The organism is Jiangella gansuensis DSM 44835 (assembly GCF_000515395.1).
GTDB lineage: Bacteria > Actinomycetota > Actinomycetes > Jiangellales > Jiangellaceae > Jiangella > Jiangella gansuensis.
The window spans coordinates 970573-997067 of sequence record NZ_KI911782.1; the positions used below are offsets into that span (position 1 = coordinate 970573).

A 26495-nucleotide genomic window follows, 5' to 3' on the forward strand; every position below is an offset into this window, starting at 1 on the left:
AATGGCACGCAGCCCGCTCGAGACGGAAGAGCTCTGGCAGCGCTTTCACGACGTCGTGAACATGACCTCTCGGGAGCTCGTCGACTGGCTCGGCGTGCAGGCCGATCTGGACGCCCCGCGCCCGGGGCCGGTCGAGCGCGCCCAGTTGGGCGACGCCGTCGTCGGCATCCTCGGTAAGCGGCGGACCGATCTGACCGACGACGACCTCGACGCGATGCGGAAGGTCATCGAGGTCGTGGAGACCGAGACCGACGGCGTCACGAAGGAGCAGATCCTCTCCGACGAGCGGCGGCGGCACCGGCTCATGACCGTCGGGCACGACCCGTTCCGCGAGGCGGAATGACGGATTGGTGTGAGTCACGCCACATTTCCGGTTCGGGCGTGCTGACCGACCTCTCCGGCGGCTCATCCGTGGTGACGGCCGGCGTGGGGCGCGCCGGCGTCGCGGGAGGTAAGCGATGGCAGAGCCGAGGCGGGGACGGTTCCGGGTGCGGCGGCGCGGCCGCGACATCCTGACGGCGGAGTTCGCACGTGACCTGCGCCTGGTTCAGGTGCGTGTGCAGCGCTCGACGGTTCTCCTGGTGGCGGTGGTCTTCCTGTGCTCGGCCGTGGCGGCCGGTGTGGGTGCGATGGGCATGCGCGCCGCCGGCTGAGCGACTCGTCTGGGCGGCGCCGTCTGGGCGCCGCCGTCTTGACCGCAGTCTGATCTCCCCCGGGGCGTGGCTCGGCGCCGCACGGTGTGCGCGCCGGTCCTTGCCGACCAGCTCCGGGGATTGAGGATGCCGGGCCCGTCCGCCTCGGCTTCCTCGACGGCGATGGCTGCGGAGTCCGGGCTGCTCCCGTGGCCCGGAATCCGCAGCCATGTGTCGTCCAGCGGCCCCCTTGGACATTGAATGGGAATCATTCTCTATAGTCCTTCCCGAAGCCCACCGATCGGGAGGAACCGTGACCAGGACCCCATCGCGCGCCGTGGCCGTCGCCGCCGGCTGCGCCCTGCTCGCCAGTGCCGGTGCGGCGCTGCTGCCCGCCGCCGCCCACCGTGGCGTCGACCGCGTGCCGGAGGTGTGGACCGCCCAGGAGCGGCTTCTCGTCGTGGACTCCGACACCGGCGACCTCGTGGTCCTCGACGACGGCGACGAGGTCGAGCGGCTCTCCACCCCGCCCGCGCCGATCAGCCTGGCCCGCAGCGACGATGGCCGGCACGTGTTCGCCCTGCGTGGGCGCAACACCGACCGCGACCACGTCACCGTCATCGACACCGCATACGACGAGGTCACGGGCGAGGCGCGCCGTCCGTACGTGGCCCGCACCTACCTGGCGCAGTCGCCCGGCGGTGTGAGCGACGGCCGGCTGCCGGAGGTCGGCGGCGCCATCGGCGTGGCCGAGGAGGGGACCGGCGCGATGCATCTCCTCGACCCCGGTGGGCTGTCCGGCCTGGGCGACGCGGCCGCCGCCTCGCTCGAGCTCGCCGCGCCGGACCACTACGCGTTCGCCGTCACCCACGGCGGCGACGGTCGCGAGGTCCTGCACGCCGGGCACCTGCGCGCCGGCGGCGTCCAGGTGCTCGACCCGGCGACCGGCCGGCAGCGCGCCTGGTACGACGGCTGCACAACACTCCATGGCGCCGCCCCGGCCGGGGAGCGGGTGTTCTTCGGCTGCGCCGACGGTGTCCTGGTCACGCCCGCCGACCCCGACGCCGGCACCGAAGCGCGCCTCGTGCCGTACCCCTCCGATGAGCGGGTGGCCGCGTTCCACGCCGGCGCCGGCGGAACCCTCTGGGGCACCAGTGAGGGCGCGAACACCGTCGTGCACCGGATCGACACCACCCGCGACGTCCCGCTCATCGATCAGGTGTCGTTGAGCACCGGCAGCGGCGCGCTGCGCACCGCGCTGGCCACCACCACGACGCCGGACGGCAGCCGGCTGCTGGTCCTCACCCACCAGGGGTTCCTGCAGATCCGGGACGGTTCCGACGGTGCGCTGCTGCGCGAGGTCCAGCTGGGCGAGCGCTATGACCTGGACTTCCACGAGCACGTCGACCGGGCCGAGGCGCCGGATCTCGCTCCCGCCGACGGCCACGTGTACGTGTCGCAGCCGCGCGGCGGCCGGATCGTCACCGTCGACCTCGGCCGGGGCCGCGTCGTCGACCGGATGCCGGTGGCCGGCATGCCGACCCGCATGGTGCTGCTCGGCGGCGCCTGACCGTCGGAGCCGACCCCTATCGTGGTGGCATGTCGGCGTCGACGGTGCTCGAGGTGGCCGGCCGCGAGGTGACCATCACCCATCCGGACAAGGTGGTCTTCCCCGACGGCGGGCACACGAAGCTGGACTTGGTGACGTACTACCTGACGGTGGCCGACGGCGCCCTGCGCGGCGTCGCCGGCCGCCCGATGATCCTCAAACGGTTCGTCAAGGGCATCGACCAGGAGGCGTTCTTCCAGAAGCGCGCCCCCGAGAAGCGGCCCGACTGGATCGAGGTCGCCACGCTGCGCTACCGCTCCGGTACCTCCGCCGACGAAGTGGTGGTGCGCGACGCCGCGGCGCTGGCGTGGGTGGTCAACCTCGGCTGCATCGACCTCAACCCGCACCCCGTCCAGGCCGAGGACCTCGACCGTCCGGACGAGCTGCGCATCGACCTCGACCCGAACCCGGGCATCGAGTGGCAGCAGATCATTGATGTAGCAGTCGTGGCGTCGGAAGTCCTGCAGGACCACGGGCTCACCGCATGGCCGAAGACGTCGGGCTCGCGCGGCTTCCACGTCTACACCCGCATCGACCCGTCGTGGAGCTACCGGCAGGTGCGGCTCGCGGCCGAGACCGTCGCCCGCGAGGTCGAGAACCGGGCGCCCGGCATCGCCACCAGCAAGTGGTGGAAAGAGGAGCGCGAGGGCGTCTTCGTCGACTTCAACCAGAACGCCAAGGACCGCACCGTCGCGTCCGCGTACTCGGTGCGCGCCACGCCCGACGCGCGCGTCTCCATGCCGTTGACCTGGGACGAGGTCCCGTCCTGCCGGCCGTCCGACTTCACACTGGACACCGCGGCGCGGCGGTTCCAGGAGATCGGCGACCCCTGGGAGGGCATCGAGACGTCGGCCGGCTCGCTGGAGCCGCTGCTGGAGCTGGCCGACCGGCTGGGCCCGGCGGAGAAGCCACCGAAGGGCGTCGGGCGCCGGCAGCAGACCATGCCACTCATCGAGATCGCCCGCGCCAAGACGAAGGACGAGGCACTCGCCGGGCTCGAACGGTGGAAAGAGCGGCACTCGTCGGTGGTGCCGCATCTGCTGCCGGCGGACATCCTGATCGACGGGATGCGCGGGCGCAGCTCGCTCTGGTACCGCATCCGCATCAACCTGCAGCATGTCCCCGAGGCTGAACGGCCAGGTCAAGAGCCCCTGGAGGTCGACTACGACCCGTGGGCCGGGTTCGTTCCTCCGAGCCCGAAATGATCACGTCCACCATGCGTCCACCTGCTCCACGACGGATGCTTGCCACGGAAGCGGGAGAACGCCTGGGGGCGGCCCTTGACCTCAAGTTCGCTTGAGGTTGTTGCATGGATGGACAACCGAACCGCTGAGCGAGAGGTCCTCATGTCCGCCCCCACCCTGTACGGAGCCGCGCTCCCGGCGTCCGCGCACCGGCTGCCCGAACTGCTCGACGCGGCCCGCAGTGCCGAAGACCTGGGTGCCGACCTCGTCACCGTCGCCGACCATCCCTACCTGCCGACCGAGCTGGACGCCTGGACGTTGATCCCACTGCTGCTGGCGCGGACCCAGCGGGTGCGGGTGGCGCCCAACGTGACGGCGTTGCCGTTCCGGACGCCGACGGTGATCGCGAAGGGTGCGGCCACCCTGCAGGCCACCAGTGGGGGCCGGTTCGTCCTCGGGCTGGGTGTCGGCGGGCCGTACGACGGCATCCCCGGCTGGGGCGGCGCATGGCCGACCCTCGGGAGCGCGATCAGCGCCCTGGACGAGGCGATCCCGCTGATCCGGCGGCTCTGGGGCACCACCCCGGTCGACCACGACGGCAGCTACTACCAGCTCCGCGACGCGATCGCCGGACCGGCGCCGGACTCCGCGCCACCGATCTGGGTGGGCGCGTTCAAGCCCCGGATGCTGGCGGTGACCGGGCGGCACGCCGACGGCTGGCTGCCCACCAACGCCTACCTGTCGCTGGACGAGGTGCCGGGCATGCAGGCCGCCATCGACGATGCCGCGCGGGAGGCCGGCCGCGACCCGCGGTCCGTCCAGCGCATCTTCAACGTCATGGGCGTCATCTCCGAGACCGAGCCGGAGCGCAACGACCAGCTGCTGGTCGGGTCGCCGGGGTACTGGGCGGAGGCGCTGGCCGGCTACCGGGAGCGGCTCGGGTTCGACTCGTTCGTCTTCTGGCCGGTGCGCGGCGACACGCGGCCGCAGGTCGAGCTGTTCTTCGAGAAGGTGCGCCCGCGGCTCTGACTCAGGTTCTCCCATGATCATCAAGGGTTGACCCGGTCATGGCCGGGCAAACTCTGGATGATCATGAGAGCCGACGGAGGGCGCGGATCAGCAGCGGCGCGGCGACCAGCAGGGCGACCGCCCGGATAGCCGCCGCGATCAGGTACGGCGCCCGCAGCCCCAGCGAGTGCGCCACCAACCCGCCGGTCAGCGCACCCAGCGGGGTGAGCCCCAGTCCGACCATGCGGTACACCCCGGTCACCCGGCCGAGCAGGTGCGATGGCACCAGCTGCTGGCGCAGCGTGACGGTGACGACGCTCCACAGCGTGGTGGCGAACCCGGCGACGCCCAGCAGCGCGCCGAGCGTGAGCGGGTCCGGGCTCAGCCCGATGCCGGCGAACGCGACGACGTTCGTGCCGAGTGCGCCGAGGATGGCGCCGCGGACCCCGAGCACCGCGATGAGCCGCGCGCTGACCAGTCCGCCGATGACGCTGCCCACCGCGGCCGCGGCCAGCAACAGCCCGTAGGAGCGGGCGTCGAGGTCCAGGGTGTGGGTGACCAGCAGGACGAGTGTCGCGGTGGCGAGGTGGAAGCAGAACGTGTTCACCGCCAGCAGGACGGCGAGGAGGCGCAGCAACCGGTGGCCGGCAAGCCAGCGCAGGCCGTCGGCGATCGCGGTGCGCAGCTTCAGTGGCGGCGCGGCGGCGGGCGCTGCGCTCGTCTGGTCGCGGGTTCGGGGCAGCGTCGCCAGCAGCACCGCGGACACGGTGAGCGCGGCGGCGTCCACCCCGAACGGCAGCGCCGCCGCGGCGGCGAACAACAGGCTCCCCGCCGGCGGTCCGGCGAACTGCCGCCCGACGATCACGATGGTCTGGTGGTAGCCGTTCGCCCGGTGCAGATGTGGCCCGGCGACGAGGTCCGGCAAGAGCGCCTGCGCGGCGGTGCCGACGACGATCTGGCAGGTCCCGAGGCCGAACGCGAGCAGCGCGAGTGTCGCCATGCTGATCCGCCCGGTCCCGGCCAGCACCGCGACGGCTGCCACCAGCACCGCCTGAGCCGCTTGGGCTCGCCACATCAGCCCGGCCCGGTCGTGCCGGTCGACCAGCGCGCCGACGGGCAATGACAGCAGCAGCCACGGCAGCGACGTCGCCGCGGCGACCGCCGAGATCAGCCGTGCATCGCCGGTGAGGGTGGCGGCCAGCAACGGGACGGCGGCGGCGAACGCGCCCTCGCCGACGGCGTTGACTCCGGCCGCGCCGGCCAGCTGCCAGTACGAACGAGGGAGCGGGTGCCGGTCAGCGATAGGTGCGGTCATGCCGGCATCGTGACGGCGATGTGCGGCGGCGCGACACGATTGAGCTCATTGCTACATACTTTCGAACCATGGCGTTGGCGGTGGACCTCGGCGTGGCGGAGCTGGCCGCCACCCGGTTCGCCGTCTCGCCGTTGTCGGAGACGGTGGCCGCGCTGCAGCAGTTGGCCGGCCAGGACCGGCAGCCGGTTCACCGGCGCTGGCTGCGCTGGGCGGTGGCGGAACTGGACCGGGAACCCCTCGACCTCTCCGTCACCTGGCCGCTGCTGGTCAGCGACCGGCCGGGCTGGCCGGAGTTCCTCGTCCCGGCGCCGTCGACGGCGGGCGCCGGCATCGACGACGACCTGGCGGCGCTGCGGCGCACCACCGCCGACCAGGTCCGGGCCAGCCTGCGCCGCGTCTTCGGCGATGCGCTCCCGGACGCCGCCGCCGCGCTCGCCGCCCGCCCCGCCGCCGGTTTGCGGACCGTCGCGACCGAACTGCGCGCCGCGCACGACCGCCTGGTCGCACCGCACTGGCCGCGCCTGCGCGCCGTCCTGGATGCCGACATCGCCCACCGAGCCAGGCGGCTGGCGGCCGGCGGCGCGGCCGGCCTCTTCGCCGACCTGCATCCGGACCTGCGCTGGAGCGGCGGCCGGCTGCGGCTGGAGGGGGAACGCTGGCGAACCGACCGGACGGTGAACCGCGGCCCGGGCGGGCTGGTCCTGATGCCGGTCGTCCTCGGCTCGGCCCACGTGCTGATCAAGAAGAACACGTCGACGCAGACGACCGTCCGCTACCCGGCCCGCGGCGCCGGGGCGCTGTGGACCGCCGGGGCCAAGCCGCCGGCGGACGCCGCGGTGCGCCTGCTCGGCCGGGCCCGCGCCGAACTGCTCGACGTGCTGCGCTCGCCAGCCAGCACCACCGGCCTGGCCCGCGCTCTCGGCGTGACGCCCAGCGCGGTCTCGCAACACCTGCGGGTGCTGCGCGAGAACGGCCTGGTGGCCGGTGAGCGATCCGGGCGCGCCGTCCTCTATTCGACGACGGCGTTGGGCTCGGCTCTGCTCGACGGTTCCGCCGCCTCCCCATGATCATCGACCGCCGCGCGTCACCACGCACCCAACCGTTGATGATCATGGGCGGCCGGGGACTACGATCGGGGCCATGCCCAAGGCGTTCTACGTCACCACACCCATTTACTACGTCAACGACGCGCCGCACATCGGGCACGCGTACACGACGGTCGCCACCGACTTCATCGCCCGCTGGCATCGGCAGCGCCAGGAGGACGTCTGGTTCCTGACCGGCACCGACGAGCACGGCGAGAAGGTGCTGCGGACCGCGGAGGCGAACGGCACCAGCCCGAGGGAGTGGGCCGACCGCCTGGTCGAGTCCGCCTGGAAGCCGGTGCTGCGCACCATCGACGCGTCGAACGACGATTTCATCCGCACCACCGAGGACCGCCACGTCGAGCGGGTCAAGGAGTTCATCCAGGGCCTGTACGACGCCGGCGAGATCTTCGAGGGGACGTACGAGGGCGCCTACTGTGTGGCTTGCGAGGAGTACAAGCAGCCCGCTGACCTGGTGGAGGGCACCGGCGAGTATGCCGGCCAGATGGTCTGCTCAATTCATGGCCGGCCGGTCGAGATGCTCGCCGAGACGAACTACTTCTTCCGGATGTCCGCGTACACCGACAAGCTGCTGGAGTTCTACGAGCAGAACCCCGGCTTCGTGCAGCCGGAGAGCGCCCGCAACGAGGTCGTCAGCTTCGTCAAGCAAGGCCTGCAGGACCTCTCCATCTCGCGCTCCACGTTCGACTGGGGCGTCACGGTGCCGTGGGACCCGTCGCACGTCATCTACGTGTGGATCGACGCGCTGCTCAACTACGCGACGGCGGCCGGATACGGCGCGGACGAGGAGAAGTTCCAGCGCACCTGGCCCGCCGACATCCACTTCGTCGGCAAGGACATCCTGCGCTTCCACGCCGTCATCTGGCCGGCCATGCTGATGGCGGCCGGGCTGCCGTTGCCGAAGAAGGTGTTCGCGCACGGCTGGCTGCTGGTGGGCGGCGAGAAGATGAGCAAGTCGAAGCTCACCGGTATCGCGCCGGCGCAGATCACCGACACGTTCGGCTCCGACGCTTTCCGTTACTACTTCCTGCGTGCCATCGCGTTCGGCAACGACGGCTCGTTCTCGTGGGAGGACATCGCCGCGCGGTACCAGGCGGAGCTGGCCAACGGGCTGGGCAACCTCGCCTCGCGGGTGACGGCCATGGTGGGGCGCTACTTCGACGGTGTACTGCCGGCACCCGGCGCGAGCACGGACGCGGAAGAGCAGCTCGCCGCCGTCGCCGCCCAGGCCGCGCAGGACGCCGACGCCGCCGTCGACAGCGTGGCGCCGCACGACGCGCTGGCCGCGGTGTGGACGCTGGTCGAGGCCGCCAACGGCTACATCACCGAGCAGCAGCCGTGGGCCGTCGCGAAGGCGGCCGCCGACGACGAGTCCCAGCGTGAGCGGCTGGCCACCATCCTCTACTCGTCGGCCGAAGCGTTGCGGGCACTGGCCGTGCTGCTGAACGCCGCGATGCCGAAGTCGTCGGCTCGGCTGTGGGAGGCGCTGGGTGCGGAGAAGGCGCTCGGTTCACTGGCCACGCAGCCGGTCGGTGACGCGGGACGCTGGGGTCAGCTGGTGCCGGGCACCGAGGTGACGAAGGGCGACGCGCTCTTCCCGCGCATCGACCCCGACGCGCAGTAGCGGCATGCGTGCCAGCCAACGCCGTTCCGCCACCGACGAGTCCGGGCGGCGGCGCGACCGCAGCCGGCCGCCCGCGCCGGAGCCGTTGCCCTACCCCGTCACCGACACCCACTGTCACCTGGACATCGCCGACGGCGAGGACGGCGACGAGCTGACCGTCGACCAGGCGATCCGGGCGGCGGCCGACGTCAACGTGACCCGGATCGTGCAGGTCGGCTGCGACCTGCCCGGTTCCGCGTGGGCCGTCGACGCTGCCAGCCGCTATTCGAGCGTCGTCGCCACCGTCGCGCTGCACCCCAACGAGGCGCCCGGGCTGGCCGAGCAGGGCAGGCTGGACGACGCGCTGGCCGAGATCGACCGGCTGGCCGGGTCCAGCCCGCGGGTGCGAGGGGTCGGCGAGACCGGCCTCGACCACTTCCGTACCGGGCCCGACGGCCGGGCCGCGCAGGAGGCGTCGTTCCGCGCGCACATCGAGATCGCCCGGCGCCGTGGACTGGCGCTGGTGATCCATGACCGGGACGCGCATGATGACGTCCTGCGGGTGTTGGACGACGTCGAAACGCCGGAACGTGTCGTATTTCACTGTTTCTCGGGGAACGAGACCATGGCTCGCCACGTCGCGGAGCGCGGCTGGTTCCTGTCCTTCGCCGGCCCGGTGACGTTCCGGAACGCGGCCGAACTGCGCGCCGCGCTGGCCGTCACGCCATTGGAGAACCTCCTCGTCGAGACCGACGCGCCGTTCCTCACGCCGCACCCGTACCGCGGCCGGCCGAACGCGTCGTACCTGGTCCCGGTGACGGTGCGAGCTGTCGCCGAGGCGCTGGCGGTGGACGTCGAGGTGGTCTGCCGGGCTGTGCACGACAACGCCGAGCGGGCTTTCGGGGCCTGGTGACGGCGAGTCGTCGCCGCTGGTCACGGCTGGGGTCCGGGACGGCCGGACGGGCTGGGGGAGGACGGCCCGGAGGTCCGCGTCGCCGGCCCCGCCAGTGTCACAGCTGGGGCGGAATCGGATGATATGTCGGATTCGCGGCGTAGCTTCAGTTGTCCGGCGGACAGACTTACGTTACCGTCCCGAGATGTTAGCCGGGGTCGGGGAACCTTCGGATGGCACACGAACGGCCAGACACGCCAGCTGGCAAGCTCCGCGAGCACGATGCGACACGGTAGCTTGACGCGTTGGGGTGGCTGGTTCTGCCACCGTCCCGTGCCCGGACGGTACGACCAAGGAGCACAGTGCGCCTGTCCGCGAAGACGATGGCGATCAACACCGCCGTCGTCGCTGCTCTGGTAGGCGGCGGAGTCGCCTACATCACGCTCGACAACGCCGTCACGCTCACCGTTGACGGCCAGACCGAGACCGTGCACACCTTCAGTGGCAACGTCGAGGACGTCCTCGACGAGCAGGGCATCGAACTCAGTGCGCGCGACGAGGTCATTCCCACGTTGGACAGCGACGTCGAGGACGGCACGGAGATCTCGGTCCGGTACGCCCGGCAGATCACCGTCACGGTCGACGGCGAGGAACAACAGCTGTGGACCACGGCGCTCTCTGTCGACGAGGCGCTGGCCGACCTGGACATCCGGCACGAAGGTGCCGACATCTCCGTCGCTCGGTCCCAGTCCATCGGCCGTGGCGGCCTGGACTTCGAGATCCGAACCCCGAAGGAGATCACCGTCGTGGCCGACGGTGCCTCCAACCCGGTGACCACCACGGCGCTGACCGTGCGTGAGGCGCTCACCGAGGCCGGGATCACGCTCGGCGATCGCGACCTGGTCGAACCAACCCTGGAATCGGTGGTCGCCGACGCCGCGACCGTCACCGTCCAGCGGGTCACCGTCGAGACCGAGACGGTCACCGCGGCGGTGCCGTTCGAGACCACCGAGCAGGAGGACGACTCCCTCGAGGTCGGCAAGGAGTCCGTCGCGACAGAGGGTCAGAACGGCTCGGTCGAACGAGTCGTGCAGAAGACCTACGTCGACGGCACGCTCCACAACGAGAAGGTCCTCTCCGAGACCGTCGTTGCCGCGCCGGTGGACGAAGTCGTCCTCATCGGCACCAAGGAGCCCCCGCCGCCGCCCGCCGAGGACGACAGCGACAGTGGCGGTGGCGGCGGTAGCGACGACAACGTCGACGGCGGTGTGTGGGACCGGCTGGCACAGTGCGAGTCCGGCGGCAACTGGTCCATCAACACCGGCAACGGCTACTACGGCGGCCTGCAGTTCTCGCTGGGCACCTGGCGGGCCTTCGGTGGCTCCGGGTACCCGCACGAGAACAGCAAGGCTGAGCAGATCCGCATCGCCGAGAAGGTCCGCGACAACCGTGGCGGTTACGGAGACTGGCCGGCCTGCGCCCGCAAGCTGGGCCTGCCGCTCGGCTGACGGCCGACGCGGCGCGGGCAGTACGCTCGGCCCGTGCCGATGAATGACGACGAGACGTCCGCCGGCTCCAGACTCCTGGGGCCGGCGGACGTTCGTCGTCTGGCCGCGGAGCTCGAGCTGCGGCCCACGAAGACGCTCGGGCAGAACTTCGTCATCGATCCCAACACCGTGCGCCGCATCGTCCGGGTGGCCGGGGTCGGTGCGGACGACGTCGTGGTGGAGGTCGGCCCCGGCCTCGGCTCGCTGACCCTGGCACTGCTGCCGGTGGTGCGCCGGGTGGTCGCGGTCGAGGTCGACCCGGTGCTGGCCGGGCGGCTGCCGTCGACGGTGTCGCAGTACGCGCCCGCGGTGGCCGGACGCCTCGAGGTGGTGGAGGCGGACGCATTGCGGATTCGGTCGCTGCCGGGGCCGGCGCCGACCGCGCTGGTGGCCAACCTTCCCTACAACGTCTCGGTGCCGGTCCTGCTGAACCTGCTGGAGGCGTTCCCCAGCCTGTCCCGGGTGCTGGTGATGGTGCAGAAGGAGGTGGCCGACCGGCTGGCCGCGCCGCCGGGGTCGCGCACCTACGGCGTGCCGTCGGTCAAGGCAGCCTGGTACGCGACGGTCTCGGGGGCCGGGGCGGTCGGGCGCAACGTCTTCTGGCCGGCGCCCAACGTCGACTCCGGGCTGGTGCTCATGCAGCGCCGCGCGGAGCCCCTCACCGGCGACCGGGCCGCCGTGTTCGCCGTCGTCGACGCCGCATTCGCCCAGCGACGCAAGACGCTGCGGGCGGCGCTGAGCGGCTGGGCCGGGTCCCCGGCGGCCGCGGAGACCGCGCTGACAGCCGCCGGTGTCGATCCGCGGGCCCGCGGCGAGCAGCTCACCGTGGACGATTTCGCCCGGATCGCGGCAGCCACCTCGCTCAGTTCCTGAGCGGGCTCGTCCGGTAGCGTCAGCTGGGTGCTACAGGTGATCGCCCGCATGCCGGCGAAGATCAATCTGCTGCTCGCGGTCGGCCCGGTACGCGCCGACGGCTTTCATGAGCTCGCCACCGTCTTCCACGCCGTCTCGCTCTACGACGAGGTCACCGCCTCCGCCGCCGACGACGACGGCGTCAGCGTCACCCTGAGCGGCCGCTACGGCAGCGGCGTGCCCGACGACCAGAGCAATCTGGCGGTGCGGGCGGCACACGCCCTGGCGAAGCGCCGTCCGGCGGTGCGGCGTCCGGCGGTGCGCTCCGGCGTCCGTCTCGGCATCCGCAAGGAGATCCCGGTGGCTGCCGGTCTGGCCGGTGGCAGCGCCGACGCGGCCGGCGCCCTGCTCGCCTGTGCCCAGCTGTGGCAGCTGCGGCTGTCCAATGCCAGGCTGGCGACGGTGGCCGCCTCGCTGGGCAGCGACGTGCCGTTCTCGCTTCTCGGCGGGACGGCGGTCGGCACCGGTCGCGGCGAGCGGCTGCGTCCTGTCCCCGTCGGCGGGTCCCTGCACTGGGTGCTGGCGGTCGCCGACGGCGAACTGTCCACACCGGACGTGTACCGCCGCCTGGACGAGCTGCGTGCCGGCCGGCCGGTGCCGGACCCGACGGTGCCGGATGAGCTGCTGGCCGCCCTCGCGGCCGCCGACGCGCCGACGCTGGCCGGGCTGCTCCACAACGACCTCCAGGAAGCGGCCCTGTCGCTGCGCCCGCAGCTGGCGGACACGCTGGCGGCCGGCCGCGACCTGGGCGCGCTGGCCGGCATCGTCTCCGGTTCCGGCCCCACGTGCGTCTTCCTGGCTCCCGACGCGGACGCTGCCGCGGCCCTGGCGTCCGGCCTGGCCGCATCGGGAACCTGCGCGGACGCCGTCGCCGTCGTCGGGCCGGCGGCCGTGGGCGCATGACGTCGACGTTCTGATCGCCTTGGCACGCGAAATCACCACACCGGCACCCGATATGCACCGGTTTCAAGGACGATTTCGCGTACCACGGCGCGCGGCGACGCGTGCTGGTGCGCACGGTTGCTGTGTGATTGGGTCCGGGGATGAACAGCGGGCCGCAGACCCTGACTGATACCGACCGCGAGCTGATCGAAGCCGCCAGGTCGACAATTGACGCCCACACCGACGCGTCAAGCCTCGCCGACCCCGGCGTGCACACGATGGGCGCCGCGGCTCGTGACGTCGACGGCCGGATTCACGTCGGCGTCAACCTCGCACACTTCACGGGCGGGCCGTGCGCGGAATTGGTCGCGCTAGGTGCCGCCCGCGCCAACGGTGCTCGGCACATCGAGACCATCGTCGCTGTGGGCAACTACGGGCGCGGCGTCGTCGGGCCCTGCGGCCGGGACCGGCAGATCCTGTTCGACTATCACCGCGGTGTACGTGTACTGGTGCCGACAGCTGACGGCGTCCGTGCGCTCCTCATCGAGGACCTCATGCCCTATGCGACGGCATGGACCATCGAGGGCGGTACGCAGCCCTACGACCGCGAGCGGTTCGGCCCATGATCATGGCGCCCTTTGTACTGCTCAGGCGACACGAAGGCCGCCATGATCAAGGTCGGTTCGCGTCGGCGGCGCCGATGACGCGGGTGAGGGCCGCGTGCAGGGCCTCGAGCTCCGCGACCGGCATGCCAAGCCGCTCGACGACGCGATGCGGGATCTTCTCCGCTTCCGCGCGTAGCGCCCGGCCGGTGTCGGTCAGCTCGACGACGAGTAGGCGCTCGTCGTCGGCGCTGCGCCGGCGGGAGATGTAGCGCGCCGCTTCCAGCCGCTTGAGCAGCGGCGACAGCGTCGCCGATTCCAGCTGCAGGGTGGTGCTCAGGTCCTTCACCGAGCGGGGCTCGTGCTCCCAGAGTGCCAGCATCACCAGGTACTGCGGGTGGGTGAGGCCCATGGGTTCGAGCATGGGGCGGTAAAGGCCGATGACGCTGCGCGCCGCGACCGCGAGGGCGAAGCAGACCTGCCGGTCCAGGGCGAGCGGGTCGTCGCCGAGGTCGACCTCTGTCGTCATGCTCACACTCTATCGAGCGCTATTGATTAGTGCGCTAATGATTAGCATACGATGGGGCTATGAGCAGACGGCGAGACCGAGGCAAGCTGCCCTGGTACGGCCGGCTCACCGAGGCGCTCATGCCGCTCCTGGGCCCGGCGGACGTCGGTTCGCCGGACGAGCCGCCGGCGTCGCGCGCGACCCGCGACACCATATGCCCGCAGTGCCACCAGCCCATGTCCCTGCATCGCCGCGAGCGGGTGGGCGGCAAGAACAGGCACTACTGCCCGGCGTGAGAAACTGGTGCCGACATGGCGCCCCGTAACCTCATCAACCTCGAGACGGCCTCACTGGCCTACGGCACTCGACACGTTCTCGACGGCGTATCGCTAGGGGTGGCCGAGGGGGACCGCATCGGCGTCGTCGGACGCAACGGCAGTGGCAAGTCGACGCTCCTGCGCGTCCTCGGCGGCCTGGAAGACCCCGACTCCGGCCGGGTGAGCCACGCCGGCGGGCTCCGGGTGGCGCGGCTCGGTCAGAGCGACGAGCTCGACCCGTCCGCCACTGTCGGGCAGAGCGTCGTCGGCGACCGCCCCACGCACGAATGGGCCGGCGACGCGCGCATCCGGGAGATCCTGGCGCATCTGGTGCCGGGCATGTCCATGGACGCCCCGATCGGCCCGCTGTCCGGCGGTGAGCGCCGGCGGGTGGCGCTGGCCCGGCTGCTGATCGGCGACCACGACCTCGTCCTGCTCGACGAGCCCACCAACCACCTCGACGTCGAGGCGATCGACTGGCTCTCGCAGCACCTCGCCGCCGGTGGTACGTCCCTGGTCATGGTGACCCACGACCGCTGGCTGCTCGACACCGTCGCCACCACCACGTGGGAGGTCGCCGACGGCGCCGTGCACACCTACGAGGGCGGTTACGCGGCCTACGTGCTGGCCCGGGCCGAGCGCGTCCGGCTCGCCGCGGCCGACGAGGCGCGGCGGCAGAACCTGCTGCGCAAGGAGCTGGCCTGGTTGCGGCGCGGCCCGCCGGCCCGCACCTCGAAGCCGAAGTTCCGCATCTCCGCCGCCAACGCGCTGATCGAGAACGAGCCGCCGCCCCGCGACCGGTACGAGCTGGCGCGGATGGCCACCACCCGCTTGGGCAAGAGCGTGTTCGACGCCGAGGACGTCACCGTGTCGCTCGGCGGGCGCACTCTGCTCGACAACATCACCTGGCGCCTCGGTCCGGGCGACCGGGCCGGCATCGTCGGCGTCAACGGCGCCGGGAAGACGACGCTGCTGCGGTTGCTCGGCGGCGAGATCGAACCGGACCAAGGTCGGGTCAAGGTCGGCCGCACGGTCGCCGTCGCCCACCTCGAGCAGGAGGTCACCGGCCTCGACCCGAGTCAGCGGGTCCTCCAGTCCATCGAGGAGGTCCGCGGCGAGATCCACCTCGGCGGCGGTGACACCGTCACGGCCGGCCAGATGCTCGAACGGTTCGGGTTCGCCGGACAGCGCCAGTGGACGCAGGTCGGCGACCTTTCCGGTGGCGAGCGCCGGCGGCTGCAACTGCTCCGGCTGCTCATGGGCGAGCCGAACGTGCTGCTGCTGGACGAGCCGACCAACGACCTCGACGTCGAGACGCTCACCGTCCTCGAGGACGTCCTGGACGGCTGGCCCGGCTCCTTGGTCGTCGTGAGTCATGACCGGTGGTTCCTGGAGCGGGTCACCGACGCCGTCTGGGCGCTGCTCGGTGACGGGCAGGTCGTCCAGCTGCCGCGCGGCGTCGACCAGTACCTGGAGCTGCGTCGCGCCCAGGCGGAGGCCGCCCCGATGACGTCGGCGGCACGGGAGCGTGCCGGTGACACCCGGGCGGCCCGGAAGGAGATCGCCCGCATCGAACGCGAGCTCGACAAGCTCGAACGGCGCGAAAAGGACCTCCACACCCGGATCGCCGAGAACGCCACGGACCATGAGAAGGTGCTGGAGCTCGACACCGCGCTCCGCGGGGTGCACGGCGAGCGGGAGGCGCTGGAGTCGCGCTGGCTGGAGCTCGCCGACGAGGTCGGCTAGCGGCGGCCACGATGGGCGGCCAGCCGCCGGCTGGGTCAGGAGCGGGGCGGCCGCCGGACGTCGTCACCGGCGAATCACGTCTCGGCGCGCATGGACGAACCCGTGGCGGGTAGTGCCCTAGGTGATGTGGGAGAAGCGAGGAAGCTGGACGGCGGGTCAGACCCCGACGCCGTGCTCCTCGAGCCAGGCGCGCGGGTTGACCGGGTCGCCGTCGTTGGGGCGGACCTCGAGGTGCAGGTGCGGGCCGGTCGAGTTGCCGGTGGAGCCGACCCGGCCGATGACCTCACCGGGGGCGACCTCGCCGGAGCGCAGGACGAAACGGGAGAGGTGGCAGTACCAGACGACAGTGCCGTCCCAGTGCCGGACGGCGATCTTGTTGCCATACGGGCCGTCGTACTCGGCGAAGATGATCTCGCCGGAGGAGATGGCGCGGACCTCGGTGCCGGACGGTGCGGCGAAGTCGAGGCCGGTGTGGCGGTTGCTCCACATGGAGCCGCCGGCGCCGAAGCCTGCGGTGATGCGGTAGTCGGAAACCGGGGCCAGCCAGCGCTTGGATTCGCGCTCGGCGCGGGCCGCTTCGGCGGCGGCCTCGGCGCGCTGCTGCTCGACGAGCTGTGTGTGCGCCTGCTGCGCGGTCTCGGTGGCCGACGCGGTCAGCGACTGCTCGGCTGCGGCCAGCGTGTCGAGGGCGCCGCCCCCGTTGCTGCTGACCTGCCCCTGCGGCCGCTGGGCGATGGCGCTGAGGTCCTCGGGGTCGGTCGGCGAACCGGCCGCGTGTGGCATGGCCAACGCGCCGGAGGCCGCTGCTGCCACAGCTACGGAACCGACCACCGATGGGACACTGACGTGTCTGCGGCGGCTACGGTGACGCCCGCTGCCGGAGCGTTGCGACACGCCAGGACCTTTCGCCGGGGATGTGGACTCGCAGGACCATAGCCCTCCCCTAGGGGTGGTGCCAAACGCCTCCGGGGTGGTGTTTCACCCGGTGATCACGGTGCGTGACGACGGAAACGGGCGCGCTGACCTCGTGATCTGGCCGTGACCTCGGCGGACGGTGCTCTGGTGATCGCTTGGGCATGATCACGCACAGTGACGCTCTGTGACATGTGATCTGCATCACATTCGTCTGTTCTCATCCGGGTGGCGGCCGCCCATCGTCCGGATGGCCGGTGTGGCGGTCGTTCGCCTGTCGTTCACGGCGTGGTAGCGGGCGGTCCGCAGGTGGATAGTTCGTATTGCGGGTGAAATGCCCGATGTCACTCAGTGCGACGGGCCGTCGTCGTCGCTGCCCTCCGTCGTGGCGACGTGTGATCGTGCGCCGAGTTACTGTGCAGTCAGCCGTAGGAACAGTGCCGCTCCTGGAGGTAGTCATGGCAGAAGGTCGTCCACTCCGTGTGGTGGTGGCCAAGCCCGGCCTCGATGGTCACGATCGTGGCGCCAAGGTCGTGGCGCGGGCGCTGCGCGATGCCGGGGTCGAGGTCATCTACACCGGTCTGCACCAGACTCCGGAGCAGGTCGTCGAAGCGGCCATCCAGGAGGATGCCGATGCCGTCGGCCTGTCCATCCTCTCCGGCGCCCACATGACACTGTTCAAGCGCGTGCTCGAGCTCCTGGCCGAACGGGACGCGTCCGACATCGTCGTGTTCGGCGGCGGCATCATTCCGGACGCCGACATCCCGCTGCTCACCGAGATGGGAGTGGCGAAGGTCTTCACGCCGGGGGCGTCGACCCAGGACATCGTCACCTGGGTGCACTCCCTGCGCGACCGCGCCCAGGCCTCGTAGCTCCCGGCGCCGTCCGCGCCCGCCGTCCGTCCGCCGCGGCCGGCGTCTGTCGCGCACCCTAGGGCTGTGTTCGCTCCACCAGGCATGCATGGGTGGTGGAGCGGGTGCACCCATGCCGAACGTGATCATTTCGATGAAAATTGTTCACGGGGGTATCGGGTTTCTGTCGTGAGTCGGTAAGGTTTGCCGGAAATTCACCGGTATGCGGCCCGGCGCTCCATCCTGGGTCGTCCGACCCCGATGAGGTGGCCCCGTGTTGAATCGACGCGTCCACGTGGTCCCCGCCGCCGTCGCCGCCGTGCTCACCGCGGCGTTGCTCACCGCCCCACCGGCCGGCGCGGTCGAACCCGACGACCTGTTCCGCCCGGGCGAATCGGTCCTGGTCGACACCGACCAGCTCACCATCGCGCCCGGGATGGAGCTCACCACGTTCTCCCGGCTCGAGGACGGCGGCTGGAACGCCGGCTCGGTGCTGGAGGTCGACCTCGACGCGGGAGTGACGCTCGACTACCAGTACTCCGGCCAGGTCACCCGCACCGCCACCGTGCGGTCGCTCGCCGAGGCCAGCGGCGCCACCGCTGCCATCAACGGCGACTTCTACGACATCAACAACTCCAATGCACCGCTGGGTGCTGGCGTCAGCCGCGACGAGGGCATGGTCACCGCGCCGACCGCCGGGCACGAGAACGCCCTCGCGGTCGCGAACGACGGCGCCGTGCAGCTCGCGCAGGTGTTCCTGGAGGGCACGGCGGTGACCGGTGACGGCGAAACGCTGCGGCTGGCCGGGGTCAACACGTTCCGGCTTCCGGCGGACGGCATCGGCGTCTTCACGTCCGCGTGGGGCGAGTACACCCGCGCCAACAGCGTCGGGTCCGCGGCGGCCACGGCGGAGGTCACCGTCGTCGACGGCGTGGTGACCGCCACCGGCACCACCCCTGGCTCCGGGCCGATCCCCGCCGACACGATCGTCCTGGTCGGCCGGGATTCCGGGGCGGCCGCCCTGCTGCGGCTCGAGCCCGGCGACACCGTGGACGTCACGTACGCCCCTCGCTCCGACCTGGGCGAGGTGGCGGTGGCCGTCGGCGGTAACCACATGCTGGTCGAGGACGGCGTGCAGCGCCCGTTCACCGACACCGAGCCGGCCGCGCGCTCGGCGATCGGGCTGTCCGAGGACGGCCGCACCATGTATCTGGTGTCCATCGACGGCAAGCAGGCGCACTCGCGCGGCACCACGCTCGGCGAGACCGCCGAAATCATGCTCGACCTGGGTGCCCACGACGCGCTGAACATCGACGGCGGCGGTTCGTCCACCCTGGTGGTCCGCGATCCCGGCACGGACGAGCGCAGCGTCGTGAACAGCCCTTCCGACGGCAGCGAGCGGTCGGTGGCCAACGGTCTGGCGCTGTTCGCGGCCGAGGGCTCCGGTGAGCTGGACGGCTTCCGCCTCACCGCCGGCTCCACCGGGGTCGCTGCCGACGGTGCCGATCGGGTTTTCCCCGGGCTGACCCGCACCGTCCAGGCCCTCGGCCACGACGAGACGTTCGCGCCGGTGGCCGCCCGGCCGCGCTGGCTGAGCTCGGATCGCCGCGTCGCCAGCGTGACCCGCGGCACCACCGCAACCGAAGCCGTCGTCACCGGGGTCCGGCCCGGCGACGCCGACATCGAGGCCAGCCTGCGCGGCGCCGACGGCGAGCTTGCCATCACCGTCCTCGGCGACCTGCGGCGGCTCGAGCCGACCGCCACGCTGGTCCCGCTTGCCGGTGCCGACGACACCGGCCGGATCGAACTGACCGGTTACGACATCGACGGCTACCGGGCGCCGGTCGAACCCGGCGACGTGACGGTCACCGGCGACGACGGCGTGGTGGAGTTCGTGCCCGACGGCGACGGGTTCAGCGTGCGGCCGCTCACGGACAGCGGCTCGGCGCTGGTGACCCTCGAAGCTGCCGGCGTCGAGACCAGCGTCGCCGTCACGATCGGCCTGGAGGAGACCACCGTCGCCGACTTCGCCGATGCCGACGACTGGACCATCAGCTTCGCCCGCGCCACCGGCGCCATCGAGCCGGCCCCCGGCCCGGACGGCCGCGCCGGCATCCGGCTCACCTACGACTTCACCGGGCCGAACACCCGGGCCGCCTACGCCGCCCCGCCGGCGCAGTTCGAGCTGCCGGGCCAGCCGCAGGCCATCAAGGCGTGGGTCGAGGGCGACGGCCAGGGCACCTGGATCCGGATGCGCGTCTACGACCCGAACGGCACGCTGCTCACCCTGAACGGCGGCTACACCACGTTCACCGGCTGGCGGCAGCTCACCTTCCCGGTCCCGGCGGGCACCGAGTACCCGCTGCGCCTGCGCGACGTCTACGCCGTCGAGGCGTCCGGGGCGCGCAGCTATCACGGGCAGACATCGTTCAGCGACATCAGCGTCGAGGTGGCGCCGGACGTCGAGCTGCCCGTCACCGAGCGGTTCGAGGACCCGGTCATCGTCACGAACGGGACGGTCGACGGCGCCACCCAGCGGGTCGCCGTCATGAGCGACTCGCAGTTCGTCGGCCGCGCCCCGGACAGCGACATCGTCGCCGCGGCCCGCCGCACGCTCCAGGAGATCGTCGCCGCCGATCCGGACGTCCTGGTCATCAACGGCGACCTGGTGGACGAGGCCGCGCCCATCGACTTCGACCTCGCCCGCCGGGTGCTCGACGAGGAACTCGCGGACGCCGACTTCCCCTGGTACTACGTGCCGGGCAACCACGAGGTGCAGGGCGGCCCGATCGGCAACTTCATCGCCGAGTTCGGCCCCACCCAGCACACCGTCGACGTCGAGGCCGCCGGCGGCACCACCCGGATCATCACCCTGAACTCGGCGTTCGGGACGCTGCGCGGCGGCGGGTTCGAGCAGATCGCCGCGTTGCGTGCCGGTCTTGACGAGGCTGCTGAGGACCCGGAGATCACCGGCGTGCTGGTCTTCGCCCACCACCCGCCGAACGACCCGCTCCCGACGGCGAACAGCCAGCTCGCCGACCGGCGCGAGGCCGCCATGCTCGAGACGTGGCTGGCCGACTTCGAGGCCGCCAGCGGCAAGTCGGCGGCGTTCGTGGGAGCCCACGCCGGCGTGTTCGACGCCAGCTCCGTCGACGGGGTCCCGTTCCTCGTGAACGGCAACTCCGGCAAGGGCCCGGCCAGCACGCCGGACAACGGCGGCTTCACCGGCTGGACGATGCTCGGCGTCGAACCGTCCCGCGGCGACCGGGGGAACGACGACGCCTGGCTGCGGGCCGAGGTGCTCGCCCGGGTCGACACGATCGCGCTGGAGGCCCCCGCCGAGCTGGGTGTCCGCGCGACCGGCCAGGTGGCCGCCTCCGTCGTCCAGGACGATGCGCGCACCGTCCCCGTCCAGTGGCCGGTGACGGCGCAGTGGGGTGGCGACGGCGTCCACGTCGGCGCCGCGGCGGACGCACCGCGCGACGCCGTCGTCGCGGTGGACCCGGCGGCCGGGACGATCGAGGGCCTGCGGGCCGGGACCGTCACCGTCACCGTCACGGTGAACGGCGAGACAGCGTCGCGCTCGGTCAGCGTCAACTGACGACCCCACTCCACTTCTGGAGACTTATCCACCCTTCGGACCGGCTTGAAGGGTGGATAGGTCTCCAGAAGTGCGAGGGGGATAGGCTGCGCACGGACCGAGACCGAAGGATGGATTCGCGTGGACCTGATGGAGTACCAGGCGAAGGAGCTCTTCGCCAAGCACGGAGTCCCGGTACTGCCGGGGACCGTGGTAGACACCGCTGACGAGGCCAAGCAGGCCGCCGCGGCGATCGGTGGCCAGGTCGTCGTCAAGGCGCAGGTGAAGATCGGCGGCCGTGGCAAGGCCGGCGGCGTGAAGCTGGCCGAGAACCCCGACGAGGCAGCCGAGAAGGCCGGGGCCATCCTCGGCATGGACATCAAGGGCCACACGGTCCATCGGGTGCTCGTCACCCAGGCCAGCGACATCGCCGAGGAGTACTACGTCTCCTTCCTGCTCGACCGCGCCAACCGCACCTACCTGGCCATGGCCAGTGTCGAGGGCGGCGTCGAGATCGAGCAGCTGGCGGTCGAGCGGCCGGAGGCCCTGGCTCGCATCGCCGTCGACCCGCTCGCCGGTGTCGACGCGGCGAAGGCGGCCGAGATCGCCGACGCCGCCGGGTTCGGTGCCGACGTCCGCGACCAGGTCGTCGAGGTCCTGCAGACGCTGTGGACGGCGTTCATCAGCGAGGACGCAACCCTCGTCGAGGTCAACCCGCTGGTGAAGACGCCGGACGGCAGGGTCGTCGCGCTCGACGGCAAGGTCAGCCTGGACGAGAACGCCGAGTTCCGCCACGACGACCACGCCGCGTTCGAGGACAAGGCTGCGGCGGACCCGCTCGAGGCGCGCGCCAAGGAGAAGAACCTCAACTACGTCAAGCTGTCCGGCGAGGTCGGCATCATCGGCAACGGCGCCGGCCTGGTCATGTCGACGCTGGACGTCGTCGCCTACGCGGGCGAGGAGGTGGGCGGTGTCAAGCCGGCCAACTTCCTCGACATCGGCGGCGGCGCGTCGGCCGAGGTGATGGCCAACGGCCTGGAGATCATCCTCTCCGACGACGAGGTCAAGAGCGTCTTCGTCAATGTCTTCGGCGGCATCACCGCCTGCGACGCCGTCGCCAACGGCATCGTTCACGCGTTCGACCTGCTGGAGAGCCGTGGCGACCAGGTCACAAAACCGCTGGTCGTTCGCTTGGACGGCAACAACGCCGAGGAAGGCCGCCGCATCCTGTCCGAGTTCGCCGCGAAGGCGCCGGACGGGCTGATCGAGCAGGTCGACACGATGGATGGTGCCGCGCGACGCGCGGCCGAGCTCGCGGCAGCGAAGTAGGGGCGACGGCAACCATGGCAATCTTCCTCGACGAGAACAGCAAGATCATCGTCCAGGGCATCACCGGCGCCGAGGGCACCAAGCACACGCAGCGGATGCTGAAGGCCGGTGCCAAGATCGTCGGCGGCGTCAACGCCCGGAAGGCCGGCCAGGAGCTGGACTTCACCGAGTTCGCGCCGGACGCCGTGCTCACCGTCTACGGCACGGTCGCGGAGGCGATGGACAAGACCGGCGCGAACGTGTCGGTGGCGTTCGTGCCGCCGAAGTTCACCAAGGACGCCGTGATCGAGGCGGTCGACGCGGGCATCGAACTGCTGGTCGTCATCACCGAGGGCATCCCGGTGCACGACACCGCGGAGTTCTGGGCCTACGCGTCGTCGAAGGGCAACAAGACCCGCATCGTCGGGCCGAACTGCCCCGGCGTCATCAGCCCCGGCAAGTCCAACGCCGGCATCATCCCGGCCGACATCACCGGCGCCGGCCCGATCGGCCTGGTCAGCAAGTCCGGCACGCTGACTTACCAGATGATGTACGAGCTGCGTGACATCGGCTTCTCCACCGCCGTCGGCATCGGCGGCGACCCGGTCATCGGCACCACGCACATCGACGCGCTCGAGGCGTTCGAGGCCGACCCGGACACCAAGGCGATCGTCATGATCGGCGAGATCGGCGGCGATGCCGAGGAGCGGGCGGCCGCGTACATCAAGGAGCACGTCACCAAGCCGGTGGTCGGCTACGTCGCCGGGTTCACCGCGCCGGAGGGCAAGACCATGGGCCACGCCGGCGCCATCGTCTCCGGCTCGTCCGGCACCGCGCAGGCCAAGAAGGAGGCCCTCGAGGCCGCCGGGGTCCGCGTCGGCAAGACCCCCAGCGAGACCGCCCGGCTGCTGCGCGAGATCTACCAGCAGCTCTGACTGGCCCGGCCGTCCCCATGATCATCAACGACTGGTGGCGTGATAGCTCGCCCACCCGTTGATGATCATGGGGAACGGCTGGAAGTTGTCCACAGATCGTCGCCACCCTCTGGCGTCGGCAGCTCGGCGGCGCCACGCTCGGCTACATGGACCTGCCGGCCGGCCTCGAGGAACTGCGTGTCACCCAGTGCGGGCTGGTCAGCTTCGACCAGGCGCGTGCTTGTGGCCTGAGCAAGGGCCGGATCGCCTGGCTGCTGCGGCGCGGACACTGGCGGCGGGTGCACCGTCGGGTGTACGCGACATTCACCGGCCCGCTGTCGTTCGAGGCGCAGGTGTGGGCGGCGATCCTGCGCGCCGGCCGCGGCGCCGTCGCGAGCCACTGTACGGCCGCGTACCTCGATGGACTCTGCGACGAACCAGGGCCCCTGATCCACCTCACTCTTCCGGCGGATCGGCATGTCCGAAGCCGGATCGACGGCGCCCGCATCCACTACGCGCACCGACTCGACCGTTCCCGACACCCCACCCTCTCCCCGCCGCGGACACGTGTCGAGGACACCGTGCTCGACCTCGTGGATGCCACCACGCGCCCGCGGGAGGTCGAGACATGGGTCACCGCGGCCTGCCAGCGTCGGCGCACCACGCCGGAACGTCTCGCCGACGCGCTCGGCCGGCGCAAGAAGATCCGCTGGCGGCCCATGCTCGAAAGCATGCTGAGCGATGTCGCCGCGGGCGCACAGTCACCGCTCGAACTCCGCCACCTCCGCGCCGTTGAGCGTGCGCACGGCCTGCCGACCGCCCGCCGTCAGCGGCGGGTGGCCGGCGGACGCGTCATCTGGGTGGATGTCGACCACGACGAGTTCGCAATCCGGATCGAGCTGGACGGGCGCGTGGGGCACGCCGACGAAGGCCGGTTCCGGGACCGGCATCGTGACAATCGTGCCACGGTGGACGGCAGGGCGACGCTTCGGTACGGCCATGCCGACGTCTTCGGCACGCCGTGCGAGGTGGCGGCAGAACAGGCGCGTGTGCTCGCGGCTCGAGGCTGGGAGGGTTCGCCGCGACCATGCGGTCGGGACTGCACCGCGTTCGTTGATCATCAACGGTTGGTCGCATGATGGCACGTCCAGCCGTTGATGATCATGGCTAAGAGGTATGAACCTCAGGAGGAGGAGCACCATGAGCAAGCTCGTCGTGATCGAGAACGTGAGTCTGGACGGCGTCATGCAGGCGCCCGGCGCCCCGGAGGAGGACACTCGCGGCGGCTTCGCGCACGGCGGATGGGCCGCGCCCTACAGCGACGATGTCGCCCTCGCCGAGATGAGCGAGGGCATGTCCGTGGGCGGGCCGTTGCTGTTCGGCCGCCGCACGTACGAGAGCTTCCACGGGTACTGGGGCCAGCAGGCCGACGACAACCCGTACACCCCGGTGCTCAACGCCGCCACGAAGTACGTCGTGTCGACGACGCTGTCCGAGCCGCTGCCGTGGCAGAACTCCAGGTTGGTCAGCGAGGACGTCCCGGCCGCGGTCGCCGCGCTCAAGGAACGCGAGGAGCGGGACGTCGGCGTCCTCGGAAGCGGTGAGCTGGTCCAGACGCTGATCCGGTACGACCTCATCGACCAGTACGTCCTGTCGATCCACCCGCTGGTGCTCGGCCAGGGCGCCAGGCTGTTCCGCGAGAGCGCCCCGCTGACCAAGTTCCGGCTGGCGAAGTCGGTGCCGACCACGACCGGCGTCATCATCGCGACGTACGACCGCGCCCGGTAAAGGCGCCACGCACGGTCACGTCACCGCAGCTCGGGCGGTGTTCTCGGGGCGCTCGTGCTCCCGGCCGGCCAGGACCTCGACCATGTGCGAGACCGCGTCGTACACGTCGGCGAACCCCACGTACAGCGGCGCGAAGCCGAACCGGGCCAGGTCCGGCTCGCGGAAGTCGCCGATGACCCGCCGGCCGATCAGTGCCTGCACGAAGCCGTACGCGCCCGGCAGGCGAAGGCAGACCTGAGACCCGCGCTCGGCATGCGCCCGCGGCACTTCCGCCACCACGCCGTACGACGCCAGCCGTTCCGCGGTGAGCTCCAGGAACAGGTCGGTCAGCGCCAGCGATTTGCGCCGCACCTCGGCCATGGAGACCCCGGCGAACGCGTCCAGCGCGGCGTCCAGTGCCGCCACGCCGAGCACCGGGGTGGTGCCGCTGAGCATCCGGCGCACGCCCGCCGCCGGCCGGTAGTCGCGCTCCAGCGCGAACGGGTCGGCGTGCCCGAACCAGCCGGTGACCGGCTGCTCGATCGCGTCCAGCCAGCGCGGCGCAACGTAGACGAAGGCCGGCGCGCCCGGCCCGCCGTTGAGGTACTTGTATCCGCAGCCCACCGCGAGGTCGGCGTCCCATCCGGCGAGGTCGACGTCCACCGCGCCGGCGGAGTGGCACAGGTCCCACAGCATGACGGCACCGGCCTCGTGGACCGCGGCGGTGACCGCGGGACCGTCGTGCATCCGTCCGAGCCGGTAGTCGACGTGGCACAGCGACACCACCGCGACGTCGTCGTCGAGCACGGTCGCGAGGTCCGGCGAGTCCGCGGCGGACCACCAGCGCACCGTCAAGCCGAGCAGCCGGGCCACCCCGTCCACCACGTAGGAGTCGGTGGGGAAGTTGCCCGGTTCGGTGACGACGACCCTGCGTCCGGGCCGCAGCCGGGCCGCGGCCACGAGCAGCTTGAACAGCTGAACGCTGGTGGAGTCGCCGACGGTGACGGTGCCGGGCGCGGCGCCGAGCAGCGGCTCCAGCTTCGCGCCCACCGTCGCCGGCAGGTCGTACCAGCCGTGGGTGTTCCACGAGGTGATGAGGGCGTCACGCCACTCGTGCCCGACCAGCCGGCTCATCCGCTCGGCGACACCGCGCGGCAACGGACCCAGCGAGTTGCCGTCGAGGTAGATCACCCCGTCCGGCAGTTCGAACCGTTCCAGCAGGGAGCGCAGCGGGTCGTCGCGGTCCAGAGCCTCGGCATGTGCGCGGTCCATGAGCCGCAGCGTACGACGGCCCCGGCAC

The 26495-nt window shown here is 71.4% G+C and carries 25 protein-coding genes; 20 read left to right on the forward strand and 5 right to left on the reverse strand.

All coding sequences use genetic code 11. The annotated features are described in order from the left end of the window. The first annotated feature begins 1 nt into the window (after window position 1). The 5 genes from JIAGA_RS0104885 (at window position 2) to JIAGA_RS0104905 (ending at window position 4454) form a co-directional block, all read left to right on the forward strand. Window positions 2–343 carry a DUF3140 domain-containing protein gene (locus JIAGA_RS0104885; RefSeq protein ID WP_026874800.1) on the forward strand — a complete coding sequence of 114 codons (342 nt, stop codon included), beginning with the start codon at window positions 2–4 and terminating at the stop codon, window positions 341–343. 115 nt (window positions 344–458) lie between these two features. Then, window positions 459–653 carry a hypothetical protein gene (locus JIAGA_RS34320; protein ID WP_157552713.1) on the forward strand — a complete coding sequence of 65 codons (195 nt, stop codon included), beginning with the start codon at window positions 459–461 and terminating at the stop codon, window positions 651–653. A 292-nt stretch (window positions 654–945) separates the two neighbouring features. After that, window positions 946–2202 (forward strand): YncE family protein, encoded by a 1257-nt coding sequence (locus JIAGA_RS0104895; RefSeq protein ID WP_157552716.1) that lies wholly within the window; start codon window positions 946–948, stop codon window positions 2200–2202. A gap of 29 nt (window positions 2203–2231) precedes the next feature. Beyond that, on the forward strand, window positions 2232–3446 hold the full coding sequence (gene ligD, locus JIAGA_RS0104900) for a non-homologous end-joining DNA ligase (protein ID WP_026874802.1): 1215 nt from the start codon (window positions 2232–2234) through the stop codon (window positions 3444–3446). A 141-nt stretch (window positions 3447–3587) separates the two neighbouring features. Continuing rightward, window positions 3588–4454: an LLM class flavin-dependent oxidoreductase gene (locus JIAGA_RS0104905; RefSeq protein ID WP_026874803.1), complete on the forward strand. Its 867-nt coding sequence runs from the start codon at window positions 3588–3590 to the stop codon at window positions 4452–4454. Between the two features lie 61 nt (window positions 4455–4515). Here the strand turns inward: JIAGA_RS0104905 and JIAGA_RS0104910 are convergent, their stop codons facing one another. Further along, the gene (locus JIAGA_RS0104910; protein ID WP_035812102.1) at window positions 4516–5748 is read right to left on the reverse strand and encodes an MFS transporter; all 1233 of its coding nucleotides are present in this window, start codon (window positions 5746–5748) and stop codon (window positions 4516–4518) included. Window positions 5749–5816: 68 nt separating this feature from the next. Between JIAGA_RS0104910 and JIAGA_RS0104915 the strand changes: the two genes are divergently transcribed. The 7 genes from JIAGA_RS0104915 to JIAGA_RS27600 all read left to right on the forward strand — a co-directional run bounded on the left by JIAGA_RS0104915 (window position 5817) and on the right by JIAGA_RS27600 (window position 13316). Then, entirely contained in the window at window positions 5817–6815 is a 999-nt protein-coding gene (locus tag JIAGA_RS0104915; RefSeq protein WP_026874805.1) for an ArsR/SmtB family transcription factor, read from the forward strand. Between the two features lie 73 nt (window positions 6816–6888). Further along, window positions 6889–8478, forward strand: coding sequence for a methionine--tRNA ligase (gene metG, locus JIAGA_RS0104920; protein WP_026874806.1), 1590 nt, complete (start codon window positions 6889–6891; stop codon window positions 8476–8478). A 4-nt stretch (window positions 8479–8482) separates the two neighbouring features. Further along, a complete protein-coding gene (locus tag JIAGA_RS0104925) occupies window positions 8483–9370 on the forward strand; it encodes a TatD family hydrolase (RefSeq protein WP_026874807.1) in 888 nt (295 codons plus the stop codon). A 341-nt stretch (window positions 9371–9711) separates the two neighbouring features. Then, window positions 9712–10857, forward strand: a complete 1146-nt coding sequence (locus JIAGA_RS0104930) for a resuscitation-promoting factor (protein WP_035812104.1) — start codon at window positions 9712–9714, stop codon at window positions 10855–10857. Window positions 10858–10896: 39 nt separating this feature from the next. After that, window positions 10897–11769, forward strand: a complete 873-nt coding sequence (rsmA, locus tag JIAGA_RS0104935) for a 16S rRNA (adenine(1518)-N(6)/adenine(1519)-N(6))-dimethyltransferase RsmA (protein WP_026874809.1) — start codon at window positions 10897–10899, stop codon at window positions 11767–11769. A gap of 27 nt (window positions 11770–11796) precedes the next feature. Further along, window positions 11797–12711: a 4-(cytidine 5'-diphospho)-2-C-methyl-D-erythritol kinase gene (locus JIAGA_RS0104940; protein WP_026874810.1), complete on the forward strand. Its 915-nt coding sequence runs from the start codon at window positions 11797–11799 to the stop codon at window positions 12709–12711. Between the two features lie 140 nt (window positions 12712–12851). Further along, the gene (locus JIAGA_RS27600; protein WP_051425737.1) at window positions 12852–13316 is read left to right on the forward strand and encodes a cytidine/deoxycytidylate deaminase family protein; all 465 of its coding nucleotides are present in this window, start codon (window positions 12852–12854) and stop codon (window positions 13314–13316) included. A 46-nt stretch (window positions 13317–13362) separates the two neighbouring features. On the opposite strand, the gene JIAGA_RS0104950 is transcribed toward JIAGA_RS27600, so the two are convergent. Then, on the reverse strand, window positions 13363–13821 hold the full coding sequence (locus tag JIAGA_RS0104950; protein WP_026874811.1) for a MarR family winged helix-turn-helix transcriptional regulator: 459 nt from the start codon (window positions 13819–13821) through the stop codon (window positions 13363–13365). A 59-nt stretch (window positions 13822–13880) separates the two neighbouring features. Between JIAGA_RS0104950 and JIAGA_RS0104955 the strand changes: the two genes are divergently transcribed. Further along, window positions 13881–14096 (forward strand): hypothetical protein, encoded by a 216-nt coding sequence (locus JIAGA_RS0104955; protein WP_026874812.1) that lies wholly within the window; start codon window positions 13881–13883, stop codon window positions 14094–14096. Between the two features lie 15 nt (window positions 14097–14111). Next, window positions 14112–15863, forward strand: a complete 1752-nt coding sequence (locus JIAGA_RS0104960; RefSeq protein WP_026874813.1) for an ABC-F family ATP-binding cassette domain-containing protein — start codon at window positions 14112–14114, stop codon at window positions 15861–15863. 156 nt (window positions 15864–16019) lie between these two features. Here the strand turns inward: JIAGA_RS0104960 and JIAGA_RS27605 are convergent, their stop codons facing one another. Beyond that, window positions 16020–16694 (reverse strand): M23 family metallopeptidase, encoded by a 675-nt coding sequence (locus JIAGA_RS27605; protein ID WP_211239511.1) that lies wholly within the window; start codon window positions 16692–16694, stop codon window positions 16020–16022. 539 nt (window positions 16695–17233) lie between these two features. On the opposite strand from JIAGA_RS27605, the gene JIAGA_RS0104970 reads away from it, so the two are divergent. The 4 genes from JIAGA_RS0104970 (at window position 17234) to sucD (ending at window position 23449) form a co-directional block, all read left to right on the forward strand. Further along, entirely contained in the window at window positions 17234–17647 is a 414-nt protein-coding gene (locus JIAGA_RS0104970) for a cobalamin B12-binding domain-containing protein (RefSeq protein ID WP_026874814.1), read from the forward strand. A 253-nt stretch (window positions 17648–17900) separates the two neighbouring features. Continuing rightward, window positions 17901–21227 carry a phosphodiester glycosidase family protein gene (locus tag JIAGA_RS0104975; protein ID WP_211239512.1) on the forward strand — a complete coding sequence of 1109 codons (3327 nt, stop codon included), beginning with the start codon at window positions 17901–17903 and terminating at the stop codon, window positions 21225–21227. A gap of 120 nt (window positions 21228–21347) precedes the next feature. Then, entirely contained in the window at window positions 21348–22535 is a 1188-nt protein-coding gene (gene sucC, locus JIAGA_RS0104980) for an ADP-forming succinate--CoA ligase subunit beta (protein WP_026874816.1), read from the forward strand. Between the two features lie 14 nt (window positions 22536–22549). Further along, a complete protein-coding gene (gene sucD / locus JIAGA_RS0104985; protein WP_026874817.1) occupies window positions 22550–23449 on the forward strand; it encodes a succinate--CoA ligase subunit alpha in 900 nt (299 codons plus the stop codon). A 65-nt stretch (window positions 23450–23514) separates the two neighbouring features. On the opposite strand, the gene JIAGA_RS36440 is transcribed toward sucD, so the two are convergent. Beyond that, complete coding sequence (locus JIAGA_RS36440) at window positions 23515–23970, reverse strand: hypothetical protein (RefSeq protein ID WP_211239513.1); 456 nt, start codon at window positions 23968–23970, stop codon at window positions 23515–23517. A gap of 39 nt (window positions 23971–24009) precedes the next feature. Between JIAGA_RS36440 and JIAGA_RS35175 the strand changes: the two genes are divergently transcribed. Both JIAGA_RS35175 and JIAGA_RS0104995 read left to right on the forward strand, forming a co-directional pair. After that, window positions 24010–24567: a hypothetical protein gene (locus tag JIAGA_RS35175; protein WP_211239514.1), complete on the forward strand. Its 558-nt coding sequence runs from the start codon at window positions 24010–24012 to the stop codon at window positions 24565–24567. Window positions 24568–24628: 61 nt separating this feature from the next. Next, window positions 24629–25216, forward strand: coding sequence for a dihydrofolate reductase family protein (locus JIAGA_RS0104995; protein ID WP_026874818.1), 588 nt, complete (start codon window positions 24629–24631; stop codon window positions 25214–25216). Between the two features lie 15 nt (window positions 25217–25231). Here JIAGA_RS0104995 and kynU read toward each other — a convergent pair whose 3' ends face one another. Beyond that, window positions 25232–26467, reverse strand: coding sequence for a kynureninase (kynU, locus tag JIAGA_RS0105000; RefSeq protein ID WP_035812106.1), 1236 nt, complete (start codon window positions 26465–26467; stop codon window positions 25232–25234). Window positions 26468–26495 lie beyond the last annotated feature (28 nt).

Excerpts from the sequence above, each read along its gene's own strand:
- JIAGA_RS0104885 (WP_026874800.1), top strand. The coding sequence starts at position 2 with ATGGCACGCAGCCCGCTCGAGACGGAAGAGCTCTGGCAGCGCTTTCAC.
- JIAGA_RS34320 (WP_157552713.1), top strand. The coding sequence starts at position 459 with ATGGCAGAGCCGAGGCGGGGACGGTTCCGGGTGCGGCGGCGCGGCCGC.
- ligD (WP_026874802.1), top strand. The coding sequence starts at position 2,232 with ATGTCGGCGTCGACGGTGCTCGAGGTGGCCGGCCGCGAGGTGACCATC.
- JIAGA_RS0104905 (WP_026874803.1), top strand. The coding sequence starts at position 3,588 with ATGTCCGCCCCCACCCTGTACGGAGCCGCGCTCCCGGCGTCCGCGCAC.
- JIAGA_RS0104910 (WP_035812102.1), bottom strand. The coding sequence starts at position 5,748 with ATGACCGCACCTATCGCTGACCGGCACCCGCTCCCTCGTTCGTACTGG.
- JIAGA_RS0104915 (WP_026874805.1), top strand. The coding sequence starts at position 5,817 with ATGGCGTTGGCGGTGGACCTCGGCGTGGCGGAGCTGGCCGCCACCCGG.
- metG (WP_026874806.1), top strand. The coding sequence starts at position 6,889 with ATGCCCAAGGCGTTCTACGTCACCACACCCATTTACTACGTCAACGAC.
- JIAGA_RS0104925 (WP_026874807.1), top strand. The coding sequence starts at position 8,483 with ATGCGTGCCAGCCAACGCCGTTCCGCCACCGACGAGTCCGGGCGGCGG.
- rsmA (WP_026874809.1), top strand. The coding sequence starts at position 10,897 with ATGAATGACGACGAGACGTCCGCCGGCTCCAGACTCCTGGGGCCGGCG.
- JIAGA_RS27600 (WP_051425737.1), top strand. The coding sequence starts at position 12,852 with ATGAACAGCGGGCCGCAGACCCTGACTGATACCGACCGCGAGCTGATC.
- JIAGA_RS0104950 (WP_026874811.1), bottom strand. The coding sequence starts at position 13,821 with ATGACGACAGAGGTCGACCTCGGCGACGACCCGCTCGCCCTGGACCGG.
- JIAGA_RS0104955 (WP_026874812.1), top strand. The coding sequence starts at position 13,881 with ATGAGCAGACGGCGAGACCGAGGCAAGCTGCCCTGGTACGGCCGGCTC.
- JIAGA_RS0104960 (WP_026874813.1), top strand. The coding sequence starts at position 14,112 with ATGGCGCCCCGTAACCTCATCAACCTCGAGACGGCCTCACTGGCCTAC.
- JIAGA_RS0104970 (WP_026874814.1), top strand. The coding sequence starts at position 17,234 with ATGGCAGAAGGTCGTCCACTCCGTGTGGTGGTGGCCAAGCCCGGCCTC.
- sucD (WP_026874817.1), top strand. The coding sequence starts at position 22,550 with ATGGCAATCTTCCTCGACGAGAACAGCAAGATCATCGTCCAGGGCATC.
- JIAGA_RS0104995 (WP_026874818.1), top strand. The coding sequence starts at position 24,629 with ATGAGCAAGCTCGTCGTGATCGAGAACGTGAGTCTGGACGGCGTCATG.
- kynU (WP_035812106.1), bottom strand. The coding sequence starts at position 26,467 with ATGGACCGCGCACATGCCGAGGCTCTGGACCGCGACGACCCGCTGCGC.